At 59.8% G+C, this 22,073-nt stretch carries 21 protein-coding genes; 7 read left to right on the top strand and 14 right to left on the bottom strand.

The window, feature by feature from the left end; all coding sequences use genetic code 11:
- Positions 1–113 precede the first annotated feature (113 nt).
- Positions 114–278: an MAPEG family protein gene (locus ACMV18_RS04970; RefSeq protein WP_420816930.1), complete on the top strand. Its 165-nt coding sequence runs from the start codon at positions 114–116 to the stop codon at positions 276–278.
- Positions 279–308: 30 nt separating this feature from the next.
- Here the strand turns inward: ACMV18_RS04970 and ACMV18_RS04965 are convergent, their stop codons facing one another.
- Both ACMV18_RS04965 and gloB read right to left on the bottom strand, forming a co-directional pair.
- Positions 309–2,063: a transglycosylase SLT domain-containing protein gene (locus ACMV18_RS04965; protein ID WP_420816929.1), complete on the bottom strand. Its 1,755-nt coding sequence runs from the start codon at positions 2,061–2,063 to the stop codon at positions 309–311.
- Positions 2,063–2,839, bottom strand: coding sequence for a hydroxyacylglutathione hydrolase (gloB, locus tag ACMV18_RS04960; RefSeq protein ID WP_420816928.1), 777 nt, complete (start codon positions 2,837–2,839; stop codon positions 2,063–2,065). The genes ACMV18_RS04965 and gloB overlap by 1 nt, the downstream gene beginning before the upstream one ends.
- Here gloB and ACMV18_RS04955 point away from each other — a divergent pair.
- Entirely contained in the window at positions 2,838–3,614 is a 777-nt protein-coding gene (locus tag ACMV18_RS04955; RefSeq protein ID WP_420816927.1) for a class I SAM-dependent methyltransferase, read from the top strand. The genes gloB and ACMV18_RS04955 overlap by 2 nt on opposite strands.
- Entirely contained in the window at positions 3,611–4,060 is a 450-nt protein-coding gene (rnhA, locus tag ACMV18_RS04950; protein ID WP_374256078.1) for a ribonuclease HI, read from the top strand. Before ACMV18_RS04955 ends, rnhA begins: the two co-directional genes overlap by 4 nt.
- A gap of 9 nt (positions 4,061–4,069) precedes the next feature.
- Here rnhA and ACMV18_RS04945 read toward each other — a convergent pair whose 3' ends face one another.
- The 4 genes from ACMV18_RS04945 to ACMV18_RS04930 all read right to left on the bottom strand — a co-directional run bounded on the left by ACMV18_RS04945 (position 4,070) and on the right by ACMV18_RS04930 (position 7,034).
- Entirely contained in the window at positions 4,070–4,615 is a 546-nt protein-coding gene (locus ACMV18_RS04945; RefSeq protein WP_420816926.1) for a GNAT family N-acetyltransferase, read from the bottom strand.
- Positions 4,602–5,249: a molybdenum cofactor guanylyltransferase MobA gene (gene mobA, locus ACMV18_RS04940; RefSeq protein ID WP_420816925.1), complete on the bottom strand. Its 648-nt coding sequence runs from the start codon at positions 5,247–5,249 to the stop codon at positions 4,602–4,604. The genes ACMV18_RS04945 and mobA overlap by 14 nt, the downstream gene beginning before the upstream one ends.
- Before the next feature lie 3 nt (positions 5,250–5,252).
- Positions 5,253–6,392 carry a GTP 3',8-cyclase MoaA gene (moaA, locus tag ACMV18_RS04935; RefSeq protein WP_420816924.1) on the bottom strand — a complete coding sequence of 380 codons (1,140 nt, stop codon included), beginning with the start codon at positions 6,390–6,392 and terminating at the stop codon, positions 5,253–5,255.
- A 63-nt stretch (positions 6,393–6,455) separates the two neighbouring features.
- Positions 6,456–7,034 (bottom strand): C40 family peptidase, encoded by a 579-nt coding sequence (locus ACMV18_RS04930; protein ID WP_420816923.1) that lies wholly within the window; start codon positions 7,032–7,034, stop codon positions 6,456–6,458.
- A gap of 354 nt (positions 7,035–7,388) precedes the next feature.
- On the opposite strand from ACMV18_RS04930, the gene ACMV18_RS04925 reads away from it, so the two are divergent.
- A complete protein-coding gene (locus tag ACMV18_RS04925; RefSeq protein ID WP_374256071.1) occupies positions 7,389–7,787 on the top strand; it encodes a TraR/DksA family transcriptional regulator in 399 nt (132 codons plus the stop codon).
- 12 nt (positions 7,788–7,799) lie between these two features.
- Here ACMV18_RS04925 and ACMV18_RS04920 read toward each other — a convergent pair whose 3' ends face one another.
- Genes ACMV18_RS04920 through queF form a run of 8 tightly spaced genes read right to left on the bottom strand, consistent with a single transcriptional unit; the run spans position 7,800 to position 16,357 of the window.
- The gene (locus ACMV18_RS04920; protein ID WP_420816922.1) at positions 7,800–9,758 is read right to left on the bottom strand and encodes an ATP-binding cassette domain-containing protein; all 1,959 of its coding nucleotides are present in this window, start codon (positions 9,756–9,758) and stop codon (positions 7,800–7,802) included.
- Positions 9,759–9,770: 12 nt separating this feature from the next.
- Positions 9,771–10,658, bottom strand: coding sequence for a 50S ribosomal protein L3 N(5)-glutamine methyltransferase (gene prmB / locus ACMV18_RS04915; RefSeq protein WP_420816921.1), 888 nt, complete (start codon positions 10,656–10,658; stop codon positions 9,771–9,773).
- Complete coding sequence (gene dapE / locus ACMV18_RS04910; RefSeq protein ID WP_420816920.1) at positions 10,655–11,809, bottom strand: succinyl-diaminopimelate desuccinylase; 1,155 nt, start codon at positions 11,807–11,809, stop codon at positions 10,655–10,657. Before dapE ends, prmB begins: the two co-directional genes overlap by 4 nt.
- Positions 11,810–11,817: 8 nt before the next feature.
- Positions 11,818–13,002: a PilT/PilU family type 4a pilus ATPase gene (locus ACMV18_RS04905; RefSeq protein ID WP_374256066.1), complete on the bottom strand. Its 1,185-nt coding sequence runs from the start codon at positions 13,000–13,002 to the stop codon at positions 11,818–11,820.
- A 52-nt stretch (positions 13,003–13,054) separates the two neighbouring features.
- A complete protein-coding gene (dapD, locus tag ACMV18_RS04900; RefSeq protein WP_420816919.1) occupies positions 13,055–13,879 on the bottom strand; it encodes a 2,3,4,5-tetrahydropyridine-2,6-dicarboxylate N-succinyltransferase in 825 nt (274 codons plus the stop codon).
- A gap of 17 nt (positions 13,880–13,896) precedes the next feature.
- Entirely contained in the window at positions 13,897–15,126 is a 1,230-nt protein-coding gene (dapC, locus tag ACMV18_RS04895) for a succinyldiaminopimelate transaminase (protein WP_420816918.1), read from the bottom strand.
- Positions 15,127–15,175: 49 nt separating this feature from the next.
- Positions 15,176–15,829, bottom strand: coding sequence for a hypothetical protein (locus tag ACMV18_RS04890; RefSeq protein ID WP_420816917.1), 654 nt, complete (start codon positions 15,827–15,829; stop codon positions 15,176–15,178).
- Between the two features lie 24 nt (positions 15,830–15,853).
- Positions 15,854–16,357, bottom strand: coding sequence for a preQ(1) synthase (queF, locus tag ACMV18_RS04885; protein ID WP_374256059.1), 504 nt, complete (start codon positions 16,355–16,357; stop codon positions 15,854–15,856).
- Between the two features lie 143 nt (positions 16,358–16,500).
- Here queF and smc point away from each other — a divergent pair, with 143 nt between their 5' ends.
- From smc to ACMV18_RS04870, 3 genes are all read left to right on the top strand, one after another.
- Positions 16,501–20,016, top strand: coding sequence for a chromosome segregation protein SMC (smc, locus tag ACMV18_RS04880; RefSeq protein ID WP_420816916.1), 3,516 nt, complete (start codon positions 16,501–16,503; stop codon positions 20,014–20,016).
- 12 nt (positions 20,017–20,028) lie between these two features.
- Positions 20,029–21,105, top strand: coding sequence for a cell division protein ZipA C-terminal FtsZ-binding domain-containing protein (locus ACMV18_RS04875; RefSeq protein WP_420816915.1), 1,077 nt, complete (start codon positions 20,029–20,031; stop codon positions 21,103–21,105).
- A 12-nt stretch (positions 21,106–21,117) separates the two neighbouring features.
- The coding region (locus ACMV18_RS04870; RefSeq protein ID WP_420816914.1) for a DNA ligase LigA-related protein at positions 21,118–22,073 on the top strand (956 nt) is incomplete at its 3' end.

The raw sequence follows: 22,073 nt of genomic DNA, 5'->3' as shown, positions 1-22,073 counted from the left end.
GCATGACGCACGTCACGACGCCACACAGGCGGTGCACAAGATCAAATGGGATGGGGGGCGCGACTTGTAGGGCATAAGCAAGGCTTTCTTAATTACTTTTTCGCTTATGTGCTATTTCTGCCCTTATCCCGGCTGGGCCCCATCACCTGGCCATTGGCTTTGTGGTGGCGCGAGTGGTTTACGTGGCGATGTACCTGATGGATATCGCTGTTGTTCGCAGCTTGGTGTGGGCCTTGGGCTTTGGCCTGTGTGTCGCCATCATGGCGTTGGCGGGCTGAACACGGAGCCCGCCAAGCTGACCTGCAGCGTCAGCGGGCGCTGGCCACCCGAACTCGACTGGAACGCGCCGCTGGCGCGTTTCGCGTTTTGGCGGCTGATTTCTGGGTAGCCGAGCGACTCACACTGGCCACCACGCGCGCGGTTTTGGCGGGGCCTCTGCGCTCTTCAGCACGACGTCCCTTGGCGTCTTTCGTGCCGTCCTTCGATGCGACCACTTTGCCATTTGCTTTATTGGCGACGAAGACCACAACGGTCTGGCCGCGCTGGAAGGATGCGGACGAGCCGACCTTGTTCCACTGCGCCAATTGCTGAGGTGACACACCGTAGCGTTGTGCGATCGACTTGACCGTGTCCCGCTTGCCTGCTTTCAGCGTCATACGGCGCAGGGGCGGTACATCCGGCGCAAGCGCCATCATCGCGTTGTCTGCCAAGGCAACGGACACGTCCTCCTCCTTGTGCTGTGACCGCGGCACCAGCAAGGTGGAGCCAGCCTTCACCAGCATCTTTGGCGGGATGTGATTGATCTCTCGCAGTTGCGCTTCTGACATGCCCACCCGCTTCGCGACGTCTGATGGGTGCATGGTCTTGGGGACTTGCCATGCCGTCCAACTGGCCAACGTGCCATTGTGGCCGGTCAGGTTGTGAACAAACAAGTTGGCATTGTTGTAGGGCAGCAGGAGCTGGGGGGTACCGGCTGCCAGAATCACGGGCTTGTTCTGAGAGGGGTTCAGTGCCTTGAACTCATCGACTGGCAGGCCTGCCAAACGCGTGGCCAGCGCCACATCGATATCGCGCTGAATGGGGACACTGACGAAATACGGGTGATTTTCAACCGGGGTCAGCGTGAGCCCATAAGCCTCAGGGCGAGCAATGATGTTGCGAACGGCATGCAACTTGGGAACATAGTTGCGTGTCTCCGGTGGCATGTTCAGGCTGAGGTAATCAGTGGGCAGCCCCTGTTGCTGATTACGCTTGATCGCGCGCTGAACATTGCCCTCGCCCCAGTTGTAGGCGGCGAGCGCCAGATGCCAGTCGCCAAACATGCGATTGAGCCGCTGGAGGTAATCCAGCGCTGCACGCGTGGAGGCCAGAACGTCCCGTCGATCGTCCCGGAACAAGTTTTGTTTGAGCTCGAAATCCTTGCCTGTTGCCGGCATGAACTGCCACATGCCAGAGGCACGTGCCGAGGACATGGCCTGAGGATTGAAGGCGCTTTCGATGAATGGCAGGAGTGCCAACTCCGTGGGCATGTTACGGCGGCTGATCTCTTCAACGACATGGAAGAGGTATCGGCTACCGCGCTGTGTCATGCGCTGCACATAATCCGGTCGGCTGGTATACCAACGCTCATGGTCGGCCACCAAAGGGCTGTCCAACTCGGGGAGTGTGTACCCTTTGCGAATGCGGCCCCACAGGTCTTGGGTCGCGCTTGCATCGTCCAGATTGATGGTGGCCTCTGGACGAAGCGGATCGGTGGGGGCGCCAATGGCTTCACCTGGAGTCGTGCTGTCCGCTGAGTCACCGACCGCGCTGGTTCGTGCCAGCAGCGTCGCTGGGCTCAGTTCCACCTGCAAGCCCGATGAGGGATCCTGACGCGTTGCGCCACGCGAAACGACGTCGCCACGGGGCGTGTTGCCTGCGGCGAGCAGCTTGTCGACATCGATGCCTGCGCGGCCTTGCTGAGCTGGCAGTGGTGTGGTGCCGCAGGCAGAAAGCAGCAGCGTGAAGACAGTTGATGCGCTCAACAGCAGGGTGCGTGGGGCAGGGTGTTTCGTCAGCATCATCAGAAGTTGTTTTTCCAGGTACGCAGGGCTTCGAACACTGCCTCAGGGCGGGTGTTCTCGCAACCGTGTGCGTGGACGCTGGCCAGCACTGTGGGCTGGGTGCAGCGCAAAAACGGATTGATCAGCCGCTCTCTTGCAATAGAGCTCGGCAAGGTCGGGCGGCCCTCCTCACGCAACGCGATACAACGTTGCAAGGCTTGTGCCACCTCTGGATTGAGAGGTTCGACAGTCTGAGAAAATCTCAGATTTCCGGTCGTGTACTCATGTGCGGCGCAAACGCGGGTAGCGTCTGGCAAGGCTGAAATCCGCATCAAGCTGTTGTACAGCTGATCGATGCGGCCATCAAAAACCCTGCCACAACCGGCACTGAACAGTGTATCCCCAACGAAGATCAGCGGCACTTCGTTGACAGGATTAGTCTGATCCTGCCAGAAATAGCTGAGATGCTCGTCGGTGTGGCCCGGCGTGGCCAGCACCTGGAACACCCTGTTGGCCCACCTGACGTGATCTCCGTCGGAAACGACGTGGGTCACTTGGGGAATCGCCGTGCTCAAAGGCCCGTAGACCGGAATTCGGCCATTCTGAAGCGAAGAGATGCCGCCGACATGATCTGCGTGCCGATGGGTCACTAGAATGGCGGTCAGCGTCAAGCCCATGCGCTGAAGAGCATCTCGTACAGGCGCAGCGTCACCGGGATCTACAACGAGGGCTTGTTGACCGTCGTCGAGCATCCAGATGTAGTTGTCAGTGAAGGCTGGTAGGGCTGTGAGGTTCATGAGCAAGGTCGATCCAATTATAGAGTTGCACCCTTGGCTGGCTTTGCCTTCAGGCAAAGCCTTGCTGGATTGGGAGCAGGATCAAATTGATCGTCTCGTCGCAGACATCTTTGGCTTCCATGCCGTGCAATTGGGCCTGCCTGAATTGGATGGTTTGCGTGCCAACCGCATGCCGCATCAGTGGCGTTTGCTGGACGGCAGTTATCACCCGGGTGATTTGTCAACGAACGCAGCGGCGCTGTACTGTGATTTTGGGGCGCTGCCGTATCCCAATCACAGCCTGGATTTGGTGGTGTTGCCTCATGCGCTGGAACTTGCGCACGATCCCCATGCCGTGCTGCGTGAGGTGGAGCGTGTGCTGGTGCCAGAGGGCAGGGTGGTCATCATTGGCTTCAATCCCTTCAGCCTTTGGGGGCTCTGGCAGGGATTGGGGCGCTGGGGGGTGAAGTCGGCAACGGTTTTGCCTCAAGGTGAGTTCATCAGCTATTGGCGGCTGAGAGACTGGCTGAGACTATTGAATCTGGATGTGGAGTCCGGGTGCTTTGGTTGCTATCGCCCCATGGTGCCGACAGACCGCGCTTGGGGGCGGTTGAGGTGGTTGGAGCGTGCAGGGGCGAGATGGTGGCCTGTGCTGGGTGCTGTGTACTGTGTGGTCGCAGTCAAGCGTGCTCGAGGCTTGAGATTGATTGGTAAAGTGAAACGGACACGTGTCGCGTCGTCGGCAGCTCCGGCTGTGGTGGCGCAGAGGCATGTGCAACAGGATCAAATTGGATGACTGAGTCAGTACAACCCGCCGTTGTGATGTACACCGATGGCGCGTGTAAAGGAAACCCTGGTCGAGGTGGCTGGGGGGTGTGGATGGTCAGTGGCGCACACGAGAAGGAAATGTGGGGCGGCGAACTGGTGACCACCAATAACCGCATGGAGTTGACCGCCGTCATCGAGGCGCTCTCTGCACTCAAGCGCCGCTGCCGTATCGTGATTTACACCGACAGCGAGTACGTCCGCAAGGGGATCACCGAGTGGATTTCAGGGTGGAAGCGTCGAGGCTGGAAAACAGCAGACAACAAGCCGGTCAAGAATGCCGACCTGTGGCTGAAGCTTGACCAATTGGCCGCCCAGCATGACATCGACTGGCGATGGGTCAAGGGGCATGCCGGCGATCCCGGTAACGAACGGGCGGACGCATTGGCCAATCGTGGCGCTGAAGAGGCTCGCTGAAACGCAGCCTCAGAGAATCAAGACCATGGTGAGTTTGTCGAAGTACCGGGCTTGTCCCGGTGCATCGACCACCTTGATGGCGTGAGGCAGCACACCACAACCCTTGAAGCCAGCGCGTTCGTACAAGTGAATCGCTGATTCGCTGGAAGTGCTGACGCGCAAAATGATTTGCTCCAAGCCAATGGCATGACGGGCTTCTGCGATCGCGGCATTGATCAACATGATGCCGATGCCTTGCCCCGTGTGTTTGGGGTGAACCATCATGCTGTTGAGCTCGGCGGTATGCCGCAGCTTTTGCAAGGACTGGCGCTCCAGGCCGACCATGCCGACCAGTTCGCGGTCGACCCATGCGCCGATCAGGAAGGTTCCGCCCAAAGGCTCACCCAACCCCAGGCGGCCGAGGTAGCTCTCGGGTGGGCGGGCTTGTTCACTATCGAAGTCTGAGTCAAAAGCATCCGGATATTGGCGCAGGCCTTGATCCCGAAGCGTTTTGTAGGCACTCAAGTCTGCCGGCGCGATCCGCGCAATGCGCACGGATGTGTCAGTCAGGCTCATTCAGTGTCTCCAGGGTATTGAAATTCGCGAAATCCGCAGGGTCGGCGAAGGATACGCTTGTCCAGTTCTGCGACTGGATCCATCGACTGATTTTTCGTTCGCCTTTCACGAAAGCGGTCAGTGTTTGAGGGTACACCCTCTTGTGCATCAATGCACACACCCAGTGTTGGTGAAAGTGATCACCAGATCCACTTTTCGGCACGACGATGTCCGCATTCCTTTGGGTCCCGGCCTGAAACAGTCGGGAGACCAAATCGGGGGGGAGGTATGGGGTATCGCATGGCACCACCATCAACCAATCGGTTTCCGTGCGCCGCAATGCAGAGACGATGCCAGCAAGAGGACCTGCCTTTTCACCGAGGTCTGGATCGTCTGGGAACACGGATGGGTCTTCAGCAAAGGTGCTTGGCTTTGGTGCGAAGTGCCCATGCGCCTTGGCCAGCAACTCGCTGTAACGGTCTTGATTGCGGTTTGCGCTGATGAAGACCGTGCCCACTTGGGGAAGCAGTCTTGCCAAAGCATGGCTGGCGAGGGGGGTGCGCTTGAGTTCGACGAGCCCCTTGTCCTGGCCCTGCATGCGGCGTCCTTCGCCGCCAGCCAGGAGGCAGCCGGTGATCAATCGTCTGTCGTCCACGCCTTAACCTCCGATGAAGCTCATTTCGACCTTGGGCTGTGCGTCGACCTTTGGGGCTCCCCGCGCATCACGTTGTTCTGAGTAGCGGTCATGGCGTTGCCGCCAAACTGCGGCGATCTTCTGGCGCAATGGCTCGCTGGCCTGTTGCTCGTCTCGAATGGCATGACGAAGATCGTATCCTTGCCCAGCGAACAAGCATGTGAACAATTTGCCGTCGGTTGACAGTCGCATGCGAGAACAGTCACCGCAAAACGGTTGAGTGACACTGGCGATGAAGCCGACATGCCCGCCGCCATCCGCGTAGGCCCATCGCTGCGCAGTGCTGTGGGTGTCGCGCGGGAGCAGTTGGAGGGGCATCTCGGCATGCAACGCATTGCGGATTTGCTCGGCGGTCAGTACCCGATCCATTTCCCAGAGGTTGGTGTTGCCAACGTCCATGAACTCGATGAAGCGCACTTCGACACCCGTGCCATGAAAGTGTCGAGCGATGGGCAGAATTTGATGATCGTTGACGCCGCGTTGAATGACGGTGTTGACCTTGATCGATGGAAAGCCAGCGGCCTGGGCTGCAGCAATACCATCCAGGACGGCCTGAACGTTGAGGTCAGTGTCGCTCATGCGCTTGAAGACCACATCGTCCAGCGCGTCCAGACTGACAGTGAGGCGCTGAAGGCCTGCTTCACGAAGTTGCTTGGCCTTCTTCGTCAGAAGCGCGCCATTGGTGGTCAGCGCCAGTTCAGGCGGGGCGCCATCGGCGCATCGAATCGTTGCGAGTTGACGGATGAGCGTCTCGATGTCTTTGCGCAGCAGGGGCTCGCCCCCGGTGATTCGCAGCTTTCGTACCCCCAACCCCACGAACGCGTCTGCAACGTGCGTGATCTCCTCAAAGGTCAGCAGCTGGGTTTGGGGCAGGAACGCGTGATGCTTGTCAAAGACCTCACGTGGCATGCAGTAGCCGCACCGGAAGTTGCAGCGATCCGTGACTGAAATGCGCAAATCACGCAGTGGGCGCCCCAATTGATCCAAGAGTGCGTGGCCCGAGGTGGACGGGACAAAGTCCCCTGCTTGAGGCAGCGACAATGCATCGCGGATGGGTGCGATGGCGATCACGCTGGGGAAGTCAGGACGCAACTGCTGGCTCATGGGCTCGCATTTTGCGTGAACAACCTGCCCCTACATTCAACAGGGGTAGCAATCGATGGCCGATCAGTTGTTGTTCTGTTGACGCGCGTTGATGGTGGGGGCGCGGCGGGCTCCGTCAAAGCGCTGCTGCCAATAACTTTGGCGCATGTCTTCCACACGTACTTCGCCGCCAGCACGGGGCGAATGGATGAACTTGTCGTCGCCGATGTAGATGCCCACGTGCGAGAAAGTGTGCCGCAGTGTGTTGAAGAACACCAAGTCGCCAGGCTTGAGTTCGTTCTTTTTGACCGGCACCAAGTCAGGGGAGTTGGCCTGCTCGATGGCACGACGGGGCAGGATCAGGCCCACACTGTTTTCGAACACGTGGCGGGTGAACCCACTGCAGTCAAACCCGCTTTCAGCCGATGTGCCGCCACGACGGTAGGGCACGCCGAGGAAATTCATGGCCGACAACACCAATTCCGATGCCATGTCGGTTGCTTTGTCGCGAACCTGCTGAGCCAACTCAACGACCGGGCGGGTCGAAGGGATCAGCCCACGGTCAGACAGGAAGCGGGACACAGGATCAGTGTCAGCCTGAACCGCAGTGGGGGTGGGGGGCTGTTGCTGAGCATGGACGGACGTCAGCAGACCGGTGCTCATCAGCCCAGCCAGCAGAGAAGCCCGTACGGCCCGGCTCCAAGCGCTGGCCTCACGACTCCGGCAAGCACGGCCACCGTTAAACGATGAGCCTGGATGTCGGTTCAAAAACTGCATGGGTGGCAAGCCTACGTGCGGTTTCCGTTGGCGTCAACCTCATTTACGCCCTGAAACCGGCGAATTTGTACCAAAAAAGGGGGGTGTGTCCGAAATTGCTGGTGCAATGTCAGCGTTTTGGCTGGAATTCCCTGGGGTGGATGTGAGGCTCGGCTGGTGCTTGATGTGCCGCAAGTTCTTGTGTCTCAAAGCTCCTAACCTGTCAGCAATGACCAAAAGCGGTTAGCAACGGAGACTGAAATGACCACCAACAATACAAACAACACCAAGGGCCTCAATGACGCTGTCGTCGCTTCCTTGAAGGAAAAGTTGGAATCCAAGTTGAAGGACTTGGCTCAACAGGACCATGCTCTGCGCGAACGTCTGGCTGCAGAGGACAGTTCCGTCCGTAACACCTATGTGGCAGGTCAGGACGGAGCAGCCATCTCTGAGGTGGATGACGAAGTGATCGCCATGATTCAGCATGATCGCGCTGAACTGCGAGACATTCAGGCCGCGCTAGACCGGATGAGCGATGGCTCTTACGGTCAATGCACCGAGTGCGGCGAGGACATCAGCGTTGCGCGCTTGGAGGTCTTGCCAGAGGCCAGTCATTGCGTGGCCTGTCAGGACAAGGCCGAGCACCGCCACGTTCATTGATCTATGGGGCGCTCAGGCGCCCAATTGATCCAAGGCATCTGTCAATTCAAGCCAGCGGGATTCCAGCGTTTCGATTTCGTCGCCCAGAGCCTTGAGGCGTCGTCCCAAGTCGGCTCGTTCTGTGGCGGGGAGCGTGGAGTCGCCCAACGCATTCATGATGGTTTCTTGCTCGGCATTGGCCTGCGCCATTCGGTCGTCGACCTTCTTGAGTTCGTTTTTCAGCGGCTTGGCCTGTTCTGCCAGCTTTTGCCGCGCTTGGGCTTGGGCTTTGCGGTCCTCACGGCGATTGCTCGCCGTAGCATCGGCCGTGTTGGCTGCTCGCTCGGTGTCACGTGCGGCCCGAGCTGCCAACGCCACCTCGCGGGCTTGTTCCTGCAGCCAGCGCTGGTAGTCGTCCAGGTCACCATCGAACGTGGAGACCCCACCTTTGGTGACCAGCCAGAATTCGTCGCACACCTCGCGCAGCAAGGCGCGATCATGGCTGACCAGCATCACCGTTCCTTCAAACTCGTTGAGGGCGATGCTCAGTGCTTCACGTGTCGTCAGGTCCAGGTGGTTAGTAGGCTCGTCGAGCAGCAACAAGTTGGGGCGTTGCCAGACCACCAGCGCCAGCACCAATCGGGCCTTTTCGCCGCCACTGAATTGACCCACAGGCTGCATCACCATGTCACCGGTGAACCGGAAGCGGCCCAGAAAGTCTCGCAATTCTTGTTCGCGGGCTTGAGGGCTGACTTCCTTGGCCAGACGGATCATGTGTGCAAGCGGCCCCTCGTCGGGGCGCAGCACGTCAAGCTCTTGCTGCGCAAAGTAGCCAATGCTCAGGCCCTTGCCCTCGGTGACCTGACCACTCGTGGGCGACTGCATGTGCGCCAGCGTCTTGACCAAGGTTGACTTGCCCTGACCGTTGGCACCCAGGATGCCGATGCGTTGACCGGGCAGCACAGATCGGTTCACGCTGGAGACGATGGTCAAGGCCGAGCCGTCGTCACGGCTGTAACCGCAAGCCAGATCCTTCATCACCAACATGGGGTTGGGCAGGCTGCTCGGCTCGGGGAACTCGAATTCAAAGTCGCTGGCAGTCAGTACGGGCGCCAGCTTTTCCATGCGCTCCAGTGCCTTGACGCGACTTTGCGCCTGCTTTGCCTTGGTGGCCTTGGCCTTGAATCGGTCGATGAAGCGTTGCAGGTGGGCGATGCGGTCTTGCTGCTTTTCGTAAGCTGCCTGTTGCTGGTTGAGTCGTTCGGCTCGCAAGGATTCAAAGGCGGTGTAGCCACCGGTGTAGCGTGTCAGCTTGCCTTCGTCGAGATGCAGCGTCACCTTGGTGATGGCATCGAGAAATTCGCGGTCGTGGCTGATGATGAGCAAGGTGCCTTCGTAGCGTTGCAGCCATCCTTCCAGCCACACCAAGGCATCCAAGTCCAAGTGGTTGGTGGGTTCGTCGAGCAGCAGCAATTGCGCTGGACACATCAGCGCACGAGCCAATTGCAGGCGCATCCGCCACCCGCCTGAAAAGCTGTTGACGGGTTGCTGCGTTTGTTCCATCCGGAAGCCCAGGCCCAAAAGCAAGGCCTGCGCGCGTGCGGCCGCATCGAAGTGACCCGCCTCCGCAAGCGCGGCGTGTGCTTCGCCGATGGCGTGCCCGTCTCCTGCGGCCTCGGCGTCGGCCAGATCCTGGCGAGCCTTCATCAGTCGCGTGTCACCCTGCAGTACGAATTCGGTGGCAGGTTCGTCGGTCTCCGGCATGTTTTGCGCGACCTCGGCCATGCCACCAGGTTGCAACCAACTTGGGGGAATCTCGACGTCACCGGCATCCGGATGCAAGCGGCCGGCAAGCAAGGAAAACAACGATGACTTGCCCGCACCGTTTCGACCGATGAGGCCCACCTTCTCACCAGGATGGATGGTGGCACTGGCTTGCTCGAGCACAGGCTTGGTCCCCCGCATCAGGGAGACATGCTTCAAAACGATCATGGGCTTGTCGATTCAGGCTGCCGGATCCAGCAGCAGCGCATCACGGGTCAGGAGCAGCAGTTGGTCTGCGCCCGAACTGGTATCCAGCCAGACGGCAGGAAGGCCAGGAAATGCGCGTTCAAAATTGGGGCGCTCGTTGCCGATCTCGAGGATCAGCACGGCATCTTCGGTCATGTAGCGATCGGGCTCTGCACGAATGGCTGAGAACAACGCACGGGTGAAATCCATGCCGTCTTCCCCCGAAGCCAGGGCCAATTCGGGTTCGGCTCGGTACTCCGCCGGCAATGCCTGCATGGATTGCGCATTGACATAGGGCGGGTTGCACAGGATCAGGTCGTAGGGACCCTGAACGGCAGCCAAACCATCGCTTTGAATCAGCGAGATCCGTGGATCCAGTTCGTGGCGAGCCACATTGATCTTTGCAACTTCCAGCGCGTCGGTGCTGATGTCTACGCCATCTACGACGACGTCGGGGTAAGCCATCGCAGCCAGAATTGCGAGACTGCCGTTGCCGGTGCAAAGGTCAAGCACGCGATGGGTCTGGTCACTCAGCCAATGGTCGATGCTGCCGTCAGCCAGGACTTCGGCAATGAATGAGCGCGGTACGATGACACGCTCGTCGACGTAGAACGAGACACCTTGCAACCACGCTTCTTGGGTGAGGTAGGCGGCTGGCTTGCGGGTGGTGATGCGCTGTTCGATGAGGGCCTGAACCTGTCCAGCCTGGTCGGGCGCAACGGACTGTTGGGCCACGTCGTCCAGTGCGTCGAGGGGCATGTTCAAGCGCCACAGCGTGAGCCATGCCGCCTCGTCAAACGCGTTGGTGGTGCCGTGGCCAAAGGCGACCTTTGCTTCGGTCAGTCGGGCTGCACCTTGTTCAATCAACTCAAGGATGGTCACGCCAGCAGCCTTTCCAGCGTTTGCTGGTAGATGTCTTTCAATGGTTCAATGTCTGCCGCCGAGACGTGTTCGTCGATTTTGTGGATCGTTGCATTGACCGGGCCGAATTCGACCACCTGAGGGCAGATTTGGGCGATGAATCGGCCATCGGACGTGCCGCCTGACGTTGACAGCTCCGTCTCAATACCCGTCACAGACTGGATGGCGGCTGCGATGGCATCCACCAAGGGGCCTTTGCGTGTCAAAAACGGGCGGCCACCAAGAACCCAGTCAATCTGGAAGTCGAGTCCATGCTGACGCAGCACATCCTCAAGACGGTCTTGGAGCCCCTCGGGTGTGGATTCCGTTGAGAAGCGGAAGTTGAAGTCGATGACCAACTCGCCGGGGATCACATTGTTGGCGCCGGTACCGGCATGGATGTTGGACATCTGCCAGGTTGTGGGCGGGAAATGGTCGTTGCCCAGGTCCCAGACGATGCTGGTCAACTCAGCCAGAGCAGGTGCAGCAAGGTGGATCGGGTTTTTGGCCAGATGAGGGTACGCAATGTGTCCTTGCACACCCTTGATGCGCAACTTGCCAGACAGCGAGCCTCGGCGCCCGTTCTTGATCATGTCGCCGACGCGCTTGACCGAGGTGGGTTCGCCAACGATGCAGGCATCCAGTCGCTCGCCGTTTGCCTGAAGCCATTCGCAGACCTTGACGGTGCCGTCAACGGACGGCCCCTCTTCGTCGCTGGTGATCAAAAACGCGATGCTGCCAGCGTGGTCCGGATGACGGGCGATGAATTCTTCGCTGGCAACAATCATGGCAGCCAGCGATGTTTTCATGTCTGCCGCGCCACGACCGTAGAGCATGCCGTCCCGGTAAGTCGGAACAAACGGTGGGGAGGTCCATTGCTCCAGTGGGCCAGTCGGTACGACGTCGGTATGCCCAGCAAACACGAGGGTGGGCGCGCCCGATGCGTAACCACGCCCCCGCTTGATGGCCCACAAATTGGTCACGGGGGCGGCTTCCGGGCCAAACACCAGGGTCTGGCACTCAAAGCCGATGGCCGACAGGCGTTCGGCCATCAGTGTCTGGCAGCCTTGATCTTCAGGCGTGACGGAAGGGCGGGCGATCAGCGCCTCAGTGAGGCGAATGGTGGCAGTCATGAATCGAATCAAAGTCGGGTGCTGGAGAACCCGCTAGGGGAATCGTCCCCGACCTCCAGCGTGATTTCGGTGAACGAGGGGCCATCGTCGTGGTCTTCCGCTTTGGCTTGCAGCTTCGACTTGATGGTTGTCTCGTTTTCCAGTCGCCACATCAGGTTGGTTGGCGAGTCGGCGTGGGCCAGGCCCTCATCTCGGGTCACAAGCCCGTCGTTGATGAGCTTGGCAATGGCCGCTTCAAAGGTCTGAGACCCTTCCGCAAGGGACTTCTCAAGCGCTTCCTTCACCTCTGTGAAGTCGCCACGCGTGATCATTTCAGACACCAGCTGTGTGTTCAGCAGCACTTCCACGGCGGGCACACGCCCACCGGAGGTGGACTTCAGCAGTCGCTGCGACACGATGGCCTTCAAGCCTGAAGCCAAGTCGCTCAGCAGGGCCGGGCGGGCTTCCGGCGTGTAGAAGGACAGGATACGGCCCAGCGCGTGGTAGCTGTTGTTCGCGTGCAGGGTCGACAAAACCAGGTGGCCTGACAGTGCATACGACAGCGCAGCCGTCATGGTCTCTCGATCGCGAATTTCGCCGATCATGATGCAGTCGGGGGCCTGACGAAGCGCATTTTTCAGGCCGACTTGCAGCGATTGCGTGTCGCGGCCCACTTCGCGTTGATTCACCACCGATTTCTTGTTGGTGAACAGGAATTCCAGCGGGTCTTCGATCGTCAGAATGTGGCCGGTCATGCGCTGGTTGCGGTGCTCCAGCATCGACGCCAGCGTCGTGCTTTTACCGGCACCCGTTGCGCCGACCAGCAAAATCAGGCCGCGCTTTTCCAGAACCAGTTCGCCCAGTGCATCCGGAACATTCAAAGATTCCAGCGCCGGAATGTCCGTGGGGATGTAACGGAACACGGCCGCCACAGACCCACGTTGCTTGAAGGCGCTGAGACGGAAAATGGCGACACCTGGGATCGTGATACCCAGGTTGAGCTCGCCCGTCTCGTCGAGCTCTTCCATTTGTGTGGGCGTGATCAATTCCGCCAGGAGTTGTCGCGGCTGTGACGGCGACAACACCTGGTCGGTGAGTTGCATGATCTGTCCATTGATCTTGATGAGGATGGGCGTCTTGGCAGACAAGAACACGTCCGACGCCTTCTTCTCCGCCATCAGGCGCAGAACCTTTTCAAGGTTGCCACCACTCATCAGATGATCTCCCGGTTGGATTGAATTAGGACAGGATCACGCCAAGTGCCGATCAGGCGCCGCGCAGCAGATCGTTGATGCTGGTCTTGGAGCGGGTTTGGGCATCCACACGCTTGACGATCACAGCGCAGTACAGGCTGTACTTGCCATCGGCGGAAGGCAGGTTACCCGACACCACCACGGAGCCGGCAGGGATGCGGCCGTAGGTGACTTCGCCTGTGGCACGGTCGTAGATCTTGGTGGATTGACCGATGTACACGCCCATCGAGATCACGGAGTTCTCTTCCACGATCACGCCTTCAACCACTTCGGAGCGTGCGCCGATGAAACAGTTGTCTTCAATGATGGTGGGGTTGGCTTGCAGGGGCTCCAGCACGCCGCCGATGCCAACGCCACCCGACAAGTGCACGTTCTTGCCGATTTGAGCGCAAGAACCCACGGTGGCCCAGGTGTCCACCATGGTGCCTTCGTCCACGTAGGCGCCGATGTTCACGTAAGAAGGCATCAGGATGACGTTCTTGGCCTGGAACGAACCGCGGCGGGCCACTGCGGGTGGCACCACGCGCACGCCCGTGGCGGCCAGTTGCTCGGCGCTCATGCCGGCGTACTTGGTGGGCACCTTGTCGAAGAACTGCAGGTCGCCTTGGCCCATGGGCACGTTGTCGTTCAGGCGGAAGCTCAGCAGCACAGCCTTCTTGACCCATTGATGGGTTTCCCACTGGCCATTGATCTTCTCGGCCACGCGCAGCTTGCCGGTATCCAGTTGGTCAATGATGTGATTGACTGCGTCACGGATTTCAGCAGGAGCCGATGCGGCAGACAGCGAAGTACGCTGTTCCCAGGCGTTGTCGATGACGGATTGAAGAGCTTGAGACATGATGTTCTTTCTGAAAATCAGACAGATTGAGATTGGATGAAGGCTTTGATGCGCTCAGCGGCCTCGACGCATTCGTCGACACCCGCGACCAGCGCCATGCGAACACGGCCAGCGCCCGGGTTGATGCCATTCGCTTCACGGGCCAGATAGCTGCCGGGCAAAACCGCGACATTGTATTGAGCCAGCAATTCACGGGTGAACGCTTCGTCACTGCCGCCACACACCTGGGCGGGCACTTTGGCCCACAGGTAAAAACCGGCGTCAGGCAGTGCCACGTCCATCACCGAAGCCAGAATGGGGGTGACCTTTTCGAACTTCTGGCGGTAAAGCGCACGGTTTTCGACCACGTGTGCTTCGTCGTTCCACGCTGCCACGCTGGCACGCTGAACAGCAGGGCCCATGGCGCTGCCATGGTAGGTGCGGTACAGCAGGAATGCTTTCATCAGATTGGCATCACCGGCGACGAAGCCCGAGCGCAAGCCAGGCACATTGGACCGCTTCGACAGACTGGTCAGCGCAATCAGGTTTTTGAAATCTGTTCGGCCGAGTTTGGCCGCCGCTTCCAGACCACCCAGCGGAGCCGCATCGGCGCCTTCGCGGAAGTAGATCTCGGAATAGCACTCGTCCGAGGCGATCACGAACCCGTAACGGTCGCTCAGGTCAAACAGCTTTTTCCACTCGTCCAGCGGCATGACGGCACCGGTTGGGTTGCCGGGAGAGCAGACGTAAAGCAACTGTGTCGTCGCCCAAGTGGATTCGGGAATGCTCGACCAATCTGCCGCAAAGTTACGAGTAGGATCGGAGTTGGCAAACACCACGCGTGCCCCCGCCAGCAGCGCGGCACCTTCGTAAATTTGATAGAACGGATTGGGGCACACCACGGCAGGGCCGCCGACATCTTGGTGCTGCGTGGGATCAATCACGGCCTGAGCCAGCGCAAACAGGGCCTCACGTGAGCCGTTGACGGGCAGGATTTGGGTGGCGGCGTCGAGCTTCAAGCCATAACGACGCTCAATCCAGTTGACACACGCTTCGCGCAGCGCGGGCTCGCCAGCGGTGGCGGGATAGTTGGCCAACCCATCCAGTCCGGCCGTCAAGGCATCTTTGATGAAGCTTGGCGTGGCGTGCTTGGGTTCGCCGATTCCCAAGCTGATGGCACGGTAAGCGGCATTGGGTGTGACACCTGCAGTGAGGCCGCGCAGGCGTTCAAACGGGTAGGGCTGGAGTTTTTTCAGCAGTGGATTCATGGCAGGCCATTATCCTTGGGCATCGGTGGGCCGTCAGTGGGCGTTTGCCTCACTTTGTGCCCGGTTTGCGGGGGAGGTAGCGCTCATCTGAGTAGGTGAGCAGCCATTCGGGTTTGAAGGCGACAAAGATCGATGTCAGCATCCCGGTGCTGATGGCTTCGGCCCAGCCGAGTAGCCAATGCGCCAGCATCCATTCTTCGGTTGACAGCGTGTCGGGCTTTTGTCCGGTGATCCAGGCCAGCACACCACTGATGCTGACGGCGACCGCGGTGGTCATGAACGCCCGCCCCAGGATGTACACGAACATGTGCTGCACCACCCATGTGCGCACACCCAGTCCGATCAACAGTCCCAGCGTGCCGGGAATCATGCCGCGCCACACAATGTGTTGCAGGATCTGACCGATCTCGGGCGGTTGAGCCTGACCAATCAGCGCTGCGGCAAAACCAATCGGCAGCAGGCTCCACATGGCCAGAGGCCAGCCGACCATCAAAATCAGCAGGAATGTGCCGGTCACATGCAACGCCATGCCGTTTGGCAACAGATGCTCTGTCCACCAGACGAACGGCAGCAGTGTCATGGCACCCAGCCATGGCATCTGAAGTGGACGGTGTGACAGCGGTAGCCAGGGCTTGAATGCAAAGGCCGTCGCGAGGACGGCCAGCATCACCAGCATGTCACCCGTTGGAAGGGTGGTGGGCATTGCGCGCGAGGGCTGATGGGCGAATTAGCCGAGCAAACCCGTTTCGGCGTTGTGCTGGGGCAGTTCGACCTTGGGCGCAGGCTTCCAACCCTTCTTGCGGTGCTCGACCACGACGTTGGTGTAGATGCCGCCACGGACATACCACTTGGCGGTGATGCGCAGGTAGCGCGGGTCGATGGCCTTGACCATGTCGGTCAGGATGTCGTTGGTCACCTTTTCGTGGAAGGCGCCGTCGTTGCGGTAGCTCCACATGTACATCTTCAGGCTCTTCAGTTCGATGCAAAGCTTGTCGGCGATGCAGTCAATCGTGAAGTGCGCAAAGTCGGGCTGGCCGGTCAGCGGGCAGAAGCAGGTGAACTCGGGTACCTGAAACTGAATCACATAGTCACGCTCAGGTGCCGGGTTGGGGAAAACATCCAGCGTGCGGGAAGGGGCCGAGGGCGGGGTCGCAGGCTTGGCACGCTCGCCAACGCTCAGCTTGGTCTCGTCTTTGGCTTTCGTGGTCGAGGCGGGTGTTTTCTTGGCCATGATGATCAACTCAGGGGGTAACAGATTTCCAGCAAAGAGGCGATGCTATCATCTTTGATTAACCTTGACCTCAGTCAATGTTGGTTTCTCTTGATAAATCAAGGACTTAGAAAGTCGGCACCTGTGCTGCAGACCGTTGAAGCATGCGTCTGAATTCGATCAAGCTGTCTGGCTTCAAGTCATTCGCTGAACCTACCCATTTCCATCTGCCTGGGCAGCTGGTGGGTGTTGTCGGCCCAAACGGTTGTGGCAAGTCCAACATCATGGACGCGGTGCGTTGGGTGCTGGGCGAATCGAAAGCGTCTGAGCTGCGTGGCGAGTCCATGCAAGACGTTATTTTCAACGGCTCGGGCAACCGCAAGCCTGCCAGTCGCGCGAGCGTGGAGTTGGTGTTCAGTAACGAACTGGGACGCGCTGGTGGGCAGTGGAACCAGTTTGCTGAAATTGCGGTCAAGCGTGTGCTGACCCGAGACGGGACGTCCAGCTATTTCATCAATAACCAGCCTGTGCGTCGTCGTGATGTGCAGGACGTGTTCCTGGGAACGGGCCTGGGCCCTCGCGCCTACGCCATCATCGGGCAGGGCACGATCAGCCGCATCATCGAATCCAAACCAGAAGAGCTGCGACTTTTTCTGGAGGAAGCGGCCGGTGTTTCAAAGTACAAGGAACGCCGTCGTGAAACAGAAAACCGCCTGAAGGACACGCGCGAAAACCTCACCCGGGTGGAAGACATCCTGCGTGAGTTGAACAACAACCTCGATAAGCTGGAGCGACAGGCCGAGGTGGCGTCTCGCTACCACGCTTTGCAAGAGCAGGGCACGCAGAAACTGCATCAGCTGTGGTTCTTGAAGCACCGCGACGCCGCGACAGAGGAAACGCGCATCCGTTTGGCGGCGGCCGAGGCCACGAACGCGTTGGAGGCCAGAGTGGCCGAGCTGCGCTCGGTTGAGGCCGAGCTTGAGCAAGTGCGACAGGATCACTATGCCGCCAGCGACGCTTTGCACACATCGCAAGGTGAGCTGGCAGAGGCCAATCTGGCCGTCAGCCGCCTGGAAGAGCGTATCCGCTATGTGATCGAAGGCCGGCAGAAGGTCGAGCAGCGCCTGGTTGAGATCAAGGCGCAAAACGATCAGTGGGCGGAGCGTCGCGCTGCAGCCGAGTTCGAGCTGGAGGAGCTGGCCGAGAAGATGGTCGCGGCCGAGGAGCAGGCAGAGATTCTGGCTGCGCAGGCGGAAGAGCTGGCGATGAACATCCCCGGCTTCGAGGATGGTGTTCGCGCGGCAACTCAACGCGCCAACGAGCAGCGTGGCATTGCAGCACAAGTGCAGCAGCAGATTCAGTTGCTGGCCGCAGAGTCCCGCAACGTGGATGACCAGTCTCGACAGCTGAACCTGCGTCGCGAGCGGCTCGCGTCAGAGAAGCAGACTTTGGCCTTGCCTGACGAGCATCGGCTGACAGACTTGAAGCGCCAGCTGGATGCCGCGCAAGAAGATGAGGCTCTGTTCGAAGCCCAGTTTGGCGAGTTGGGCGAGACTGTGCCAGCCTTGGACGAGGCCCGACAAGCCCAGCAGCAGGAGAGTCAAAGGCAAGCAGCCAAGCAAGCGGAGCTGGCTGCCCGCCTGGATGCCCTGAGAAACTTGCAGGAAAAGGTGCAAACCGAAGGTAAATTGAAGCCATGGTTGGCCAAGCATGGCCTGGACGGCCTTCCCGGCTTGTGGACGCGTGTCCACATCGAGCCTGGCTGGGAAAGCGCGCTGGAGTCAGCTTTGCGTGAACGGTTGTCGGCCATTGAGGTGGGGCGTGTTGAAACCGTTCGGGCTTTCGAGATGGATGCGCCGCCTGCCAAGCTGGCGTTTTACAGCGCGCCGGCCGCGGTCATTCAGAACACTCATCAGACCTTGCCCAGGCTGTCTGAGATGTTGCGGCTCCACGAGCCTTCGCTCAAGGCGCTGATGAACGACTGGCTGGAAGGGGTCTACACCGCAGCGACCATGGAAGAGGCATTGGCCAATCGCGCCAAGTTGACTCATGGCGAAGTGATCATGACGCGAGCCGGTCATGCTGTGAGTCAGTTTGCGGTGAGCTTTTATGCGCCCGACTCGGAGCAAGCAGGCATGCTGGCCCGTGCGCAAGAAATCGAAAACCTTGAAAAAGAGGTTCGGGCACAGGCCTTGATGGCCGAGGACGCACGAGCTGCGTTGATTCGCGCCGAAGCTGCCTACACCGATGCATCGCAGCGTCTGGCGACCGCCCGTCGCGATACGACGGAAGCGCAGCAACGCGCGCACCAGTTGCAGGTGGAAGTTTTGCGCCTGAGCCAGCAAGCGGAGCAGGCCAGTGCACGCCACGGGCAGATCTCGGAAGAACTGGCCGAGATTGACGCACAGCTGGACGAGCTTCAAGAGCGCCGTGCGACCGGGGAAGCTCGTTTTGAAGAGCTGGACCTCAGCCTGGCCGACGCGCAAGAGCGGCATGCCCAGCTTGAAGAAGCGGTCATGGATGCGGAACGCCGCCTGAACCAGGCACGTGAGCAGCAGCGCGGCCTGGAGCGTCAGGCCCAAGAGGCGCAGTTCAGCGCGCGTGCGCTGGCCTCACGTCGGGGAGAGTTGCAGCGCAGCATCGAGACGGCGGTTCAGCAGATTCAGCAAAACGAAGCATCGGCAGCGCAGTTGCTCGAAGAACAAGCGCGTCTGAGTGATGCATCGGCCAACACGGGCCTGGATGAGGCGCTGGCTTTGAAGCTCGAGAAAGAGTCGGCCCTGGCCCAGACGCGCAATCGGTACGACGATTTGTCCGCCCAACTGCGGCGTGCAGACGAGCAGCGGATGTCGTTCGAGCGGAGCTTGCAGCCGCTGCGCGACCAAATCACCAAGCTGCAGCTGGAAGAGCAGGCTGCCAGCTTGGGTGGCGCGCAATTCCTGGAGCAGCTGACGGCGGCGGAAGTGGACTTGGTCGCTTTGGCCGAAGCCATCGAACGTGACGGCATCAAGCTCTATGGTTTGCAGTCCGAAATCGATCGCATTCAGCGAGACATCAACGCGCTGGGTGCTGTGAACCTGGCTGCACTAGAAGAGTTGACGGCGGCGCGCGAACGCAAGGGGTTCCTTGACTCGCAAATGGCGGATTTGCTGGATGCCATCAAAACGCTAGAAGACGCGATCCACAAAATCGACATCGAGACGCGTGACTTGCTGGGTAGCACGTTCAACACCGTCAACGAGCATTTCGGACGCATGTTCCCAAGCCTGTTTGGCGGGGGCAGCGCTAAGCTGGTGATGACAGGCGATGAGATCCTGGATGCAGGCGTGCAGGTCATGGCGCATCCGCCAGGCAAGAAAAACAGCACCATTCACCTGTTGTCAGGTGGTGAAAAGGCCCTCACGGCCATTGCGCTGGTGTTCGCCATCTTCCAGCTGAACCCGGCGCCATTCTGTCTGCTCGATGAGGTCGATGCGCCGCTGGACGATGCCAACACCGAGCGTTATGCGCGCCTAGTCAAGAACATGTCGGGCGGCACGCAGTTCCTCTTCATCTCTCACAACAAAATTGCGATGGAGATGGCTGAACAGCTCGTCGGCGTCACCATGCAAGAACAAGGCGTGTCCCGCATTGTGGCGGTCGACATGGAAGCGGCATTGGGCATGGCTCACACCGCTTAAGGACAAGACACCATGAATCATTCCCTGACTCTGTACTTGGCGATCCTGGGTGGCATCGTTTTGGCGGCGGTGATCGCGCACGGCACCTGGACCGCACGGCGTGCAGCAGCCCGACATCCCAAGCGCGCCACGCTGGAGCCCATCGATGGAGACAGCCAGTCCGGTTTGACGCACACCGAGCCGATGCTCGATGGTGAGCCAACGCAGCCCATGGGGCTGGATGATGGCGAGGGGCGTTTGCCATCGGTCCCGGCGGTCAAGCGCCATGGGCCCAAGCTGGATGCGCTGATCGACGCCATCGCAACCATCACCATCGACGCACCGTTGAGCGGTGACCACATCTTGCTGCACATGCCGCCCACACGACGCGCCGGGAGCAAGCCGGTGTTGGTGGAGGGGTTGCGTCGCGATTGCGGCGAGTGGGAGTCACCACAAGCGGGCGTTCAGTACACCGAATTGCAGGCCGGTGTGTTGTTGGCGAATCGGACGGGCGGGCTCAACGAAATCGAGTACTCCGAGTTTGTTCAGAAGGTGCAGACCATGGCAGACGCTTTGGGCGGTGCGGTGGAGTTCCCGGACATGCTCGATGTGGTTGCACGGGCCAAAGAGCTGGATGCTTTCGCCAGTGACCACGACGCACAACTGGCCATGCGTCTTTACGCCCGAGGCAGCGCTTGGTCGATCGGCTACGTTCAGCAGCAAGCGGCCCGCCACGGTTTCGTGGCTGGCGCCTTGCCAGGCCGGATGGTGTTGTCGTCGCACGAGGAAGGGGCGCCACCCATTCTCACGCTGCAGTACGACGCTCAAGCGGCTTTTGCCGATGACCCCGATCAGGCCACCGTGCGCGAGCTGAGCCTTTCCTTCGACGTGCCACAAACGGCTGTCGAACAAGAGCCCTTCAAGGCCTGGTGCGCGGCTGGCGAGGCTTTGGCGCTCAGCATGGACGGCATCATGGTTGACGACCAAGGGCAGCCATTTACCCCTGCGGCATTTGCGTCGATCGAGCAGGCGCTGTCGGGCCTCTATGAAGCATTGGCGTCACGTGATCTGGCTGCGGGCGCTGCGTCGACCCGTCGCCTGTTCAGCTGACGAAGGCCTGACATGCCCCAGACGGATATGTTTGATGCCGACTTGCCGGCAGACCACGAATCGGCATCACGGCAAGATCGTGCCAGCGCTCTGCGTGAGCAGTTGCATGCTCACGCGCACCGTTATTACGTGCTGGATGATCCGCTGATTCCAGATGCCGAGTACGACCGCCTCTTCAACGAATTGCAGGCGCTGGAGCGAGCGCATCCGGAGCTATTGACCGCCGACTCGCCGACTCAGCGTGTGTTGGGCAAGGTGCTGGATGGCTTCATGCCAGTGCGCCATGCCGTCCCCATGCTGTCCATTCGCACGGAGACCGATACAGAAGCCAGCGGTGCCGAGGCGTTTGATGCCCGAGTTCGTCGGGAGCTGGGTTTGTCGGATGATGCGCCGCCTGTCGAATACGCCGCCGAGTTGAAGTTTGACGGCTTGGCCATCAATTTGCGTTATGAACACGGTGTCCTGACGCAAGCTGCGACCCGGGGAGACGGCGAGACCGGCGAAGATGTGACACAGAACATCCGAACGGTCGGACAGATCCCGCTCAAGCTCAAAGCGCATGGCATCGATGCACCCAAGGTGCTGGAGGTGCGTGGCGAGGTTTACATGCGCCGTGACGATTTTGATCGTCTCAACGAGCGTCAGCGTGAACATGGCGAGAAGACCTTCGTCAACCCGCGGAACGCCGCGGCAGGTGCGGTCCGCCAATTGGACCCGGCGATTGCGGCCAAGCGTCCATTGAGCTTCTTCGCCTATGGCTTGGGTGATGTCCAAGGTTGGGAGGTTCCACCCACTCACAGCGAACTGCTCGATGCACTTGCTGCATGGGGTTTGCCAGTTTGTGAGCACCGCACGGTCGCGCAGGGCGCTTCGGGTGAAGGTGGCCTGGTCGACTTTCACCGCCGCATCGGTGCATTGCGTGACCAATTGCCCTTTGACATCGACGGTGTGGTTTACAAGGTCAATCG

The sequence above is a fragment of the Aquabacterium sp. genome (assembly GCF_048860245.1).
Lineage (GTDB): Bacteria > Pseudomonadota > Gammaproteobacteria > Burkholderiales > Burkholderiaceae_C > Aquabacterium.
Note: the sequence above shows the minus strand (reverse complement) of the source record. Positions and strands in the feature narration are given on the sequence as shown.

Excerpts from the sequence above, each read along its gene's own strand:
- ACMV18_RS04965 (WP_420816929.1), bottom strand. The coding sequence starts at position 2,063 with ATGATGCTGACGAAACACCCTGCCCCACGCACCCTGCTGTTGAGCGCA.
- ACMV18_RS04955 (WP_420816927.1), top strand. The coding sequence starts at position 2,838 with ATGAGCAAGGTCGATCCAATTATAGAGTTGCACCCTTGGCTGGCTTTG.
- gloB (WP_420816928.1), bottom strand. The coding sequence starts at position 2,839 with ATGAACCTCACAGCCCTACCAGCCTTCACTGACAACTACATCTGGATG.
- rnhA (WP_374256078.1), top strand. The coding sequence starts at position 3,611 with ATGACTGAGTCAGTACAACCCGCCGTTGTGATGTACACCGATGGCGCG.
- ACMV18_RS04945 (WP_420816926.1), bottom strand. The coding sequence starts at position 4,615 with ATGAGCCTGACTGACACATCCGTGCGCATTGCGCGGATCGCGCCGGCA.
- moaA (WP_420816924.1), bottom strand. The coding sequence starts at position 6,392 with ATGAGCCAGCAGTTGCGTCCTGACTTCCCCAGCGTGATCGCCATCGCA.
- ACMV18_RS04930 (WP_420816923.1), bottom strand. The coding sequence starts at position 7,034 with ATGAGCACCGGTCTGCTGACGTCCGTCCATGCTCAGCAACAGCCCCCC.
- ACMV18_RS04925 (WP_374256071.1), top strand. The coding sequence starts at position 7,389 with ATGACCACCAACAATACAAACAACACCAAGGGCCTCAATGACGCTGTC.
- ACMV18_RS04920 (WP_420816922.1), bottom strand. The coding sequence starts at position 9,758 with ATGATCGTTTTGAAGCATGTCTCCCTGATGCGGGGGACCAAGCCTGTG.
- dapE (WP_420816920.1), bottom strand. The coding sequence starts at position 11,809 with ATGACTGCCACCATTCGCCTCACTGAGGCGCTGATCGCCCGCCCTTCC.
- ACMV18_RS04905 (WP_374256066.1), bottom strand. The coding sequence starts at position 13,002 with ATGAGTGGTGGCAACCTTGAAAAGGTTCTGCGCCTGATGGCGGAGAAG.
- dapD (WP_420816919.1), bottom strand. The coding sequence starts at position 13,879 with ATGTCTCAAGCTCTTCAATCCGTCATCGACAACGCCTGGGAACAGCGT.
- dapC (WP_420816918.1), bottom strand. The coding sequence starts at position 15,126 with ATGAATCCACTGCTGAAAAAACTCCAGCCCTACCCGTTTGAACGCCTG.
- ACMV18_RS04890 (WP_420816917.1), bottom strand. The coding sequence starts at position 15,829 with ATGCCCACCACCCTTCCAACGGGTGACATGCTGGTGATGCTGGCCGTC.
- queF (WP_374256059.1), bottom strand. The coding sequence starts at position 16,357 with ATGGCCAAGAAAACACCCGCCTCGACCACGAAAGCCAAAGACGAGACC.
- smc (WP_420816916.1), top strand. The coding sequence starts at position 16,501 with ATGCGTCTGAATTCGATCAAGCTGTCTGGCTTCAAGTCATTCGCTGAA.
- ACMV18_RS04875 (WP_420816915.1), top strand. The coding sequence starts at position 20,029 with ATGAATCATTCCCTGACTCTGTACTTGGCGATCCTGGGTGGCATCGTT.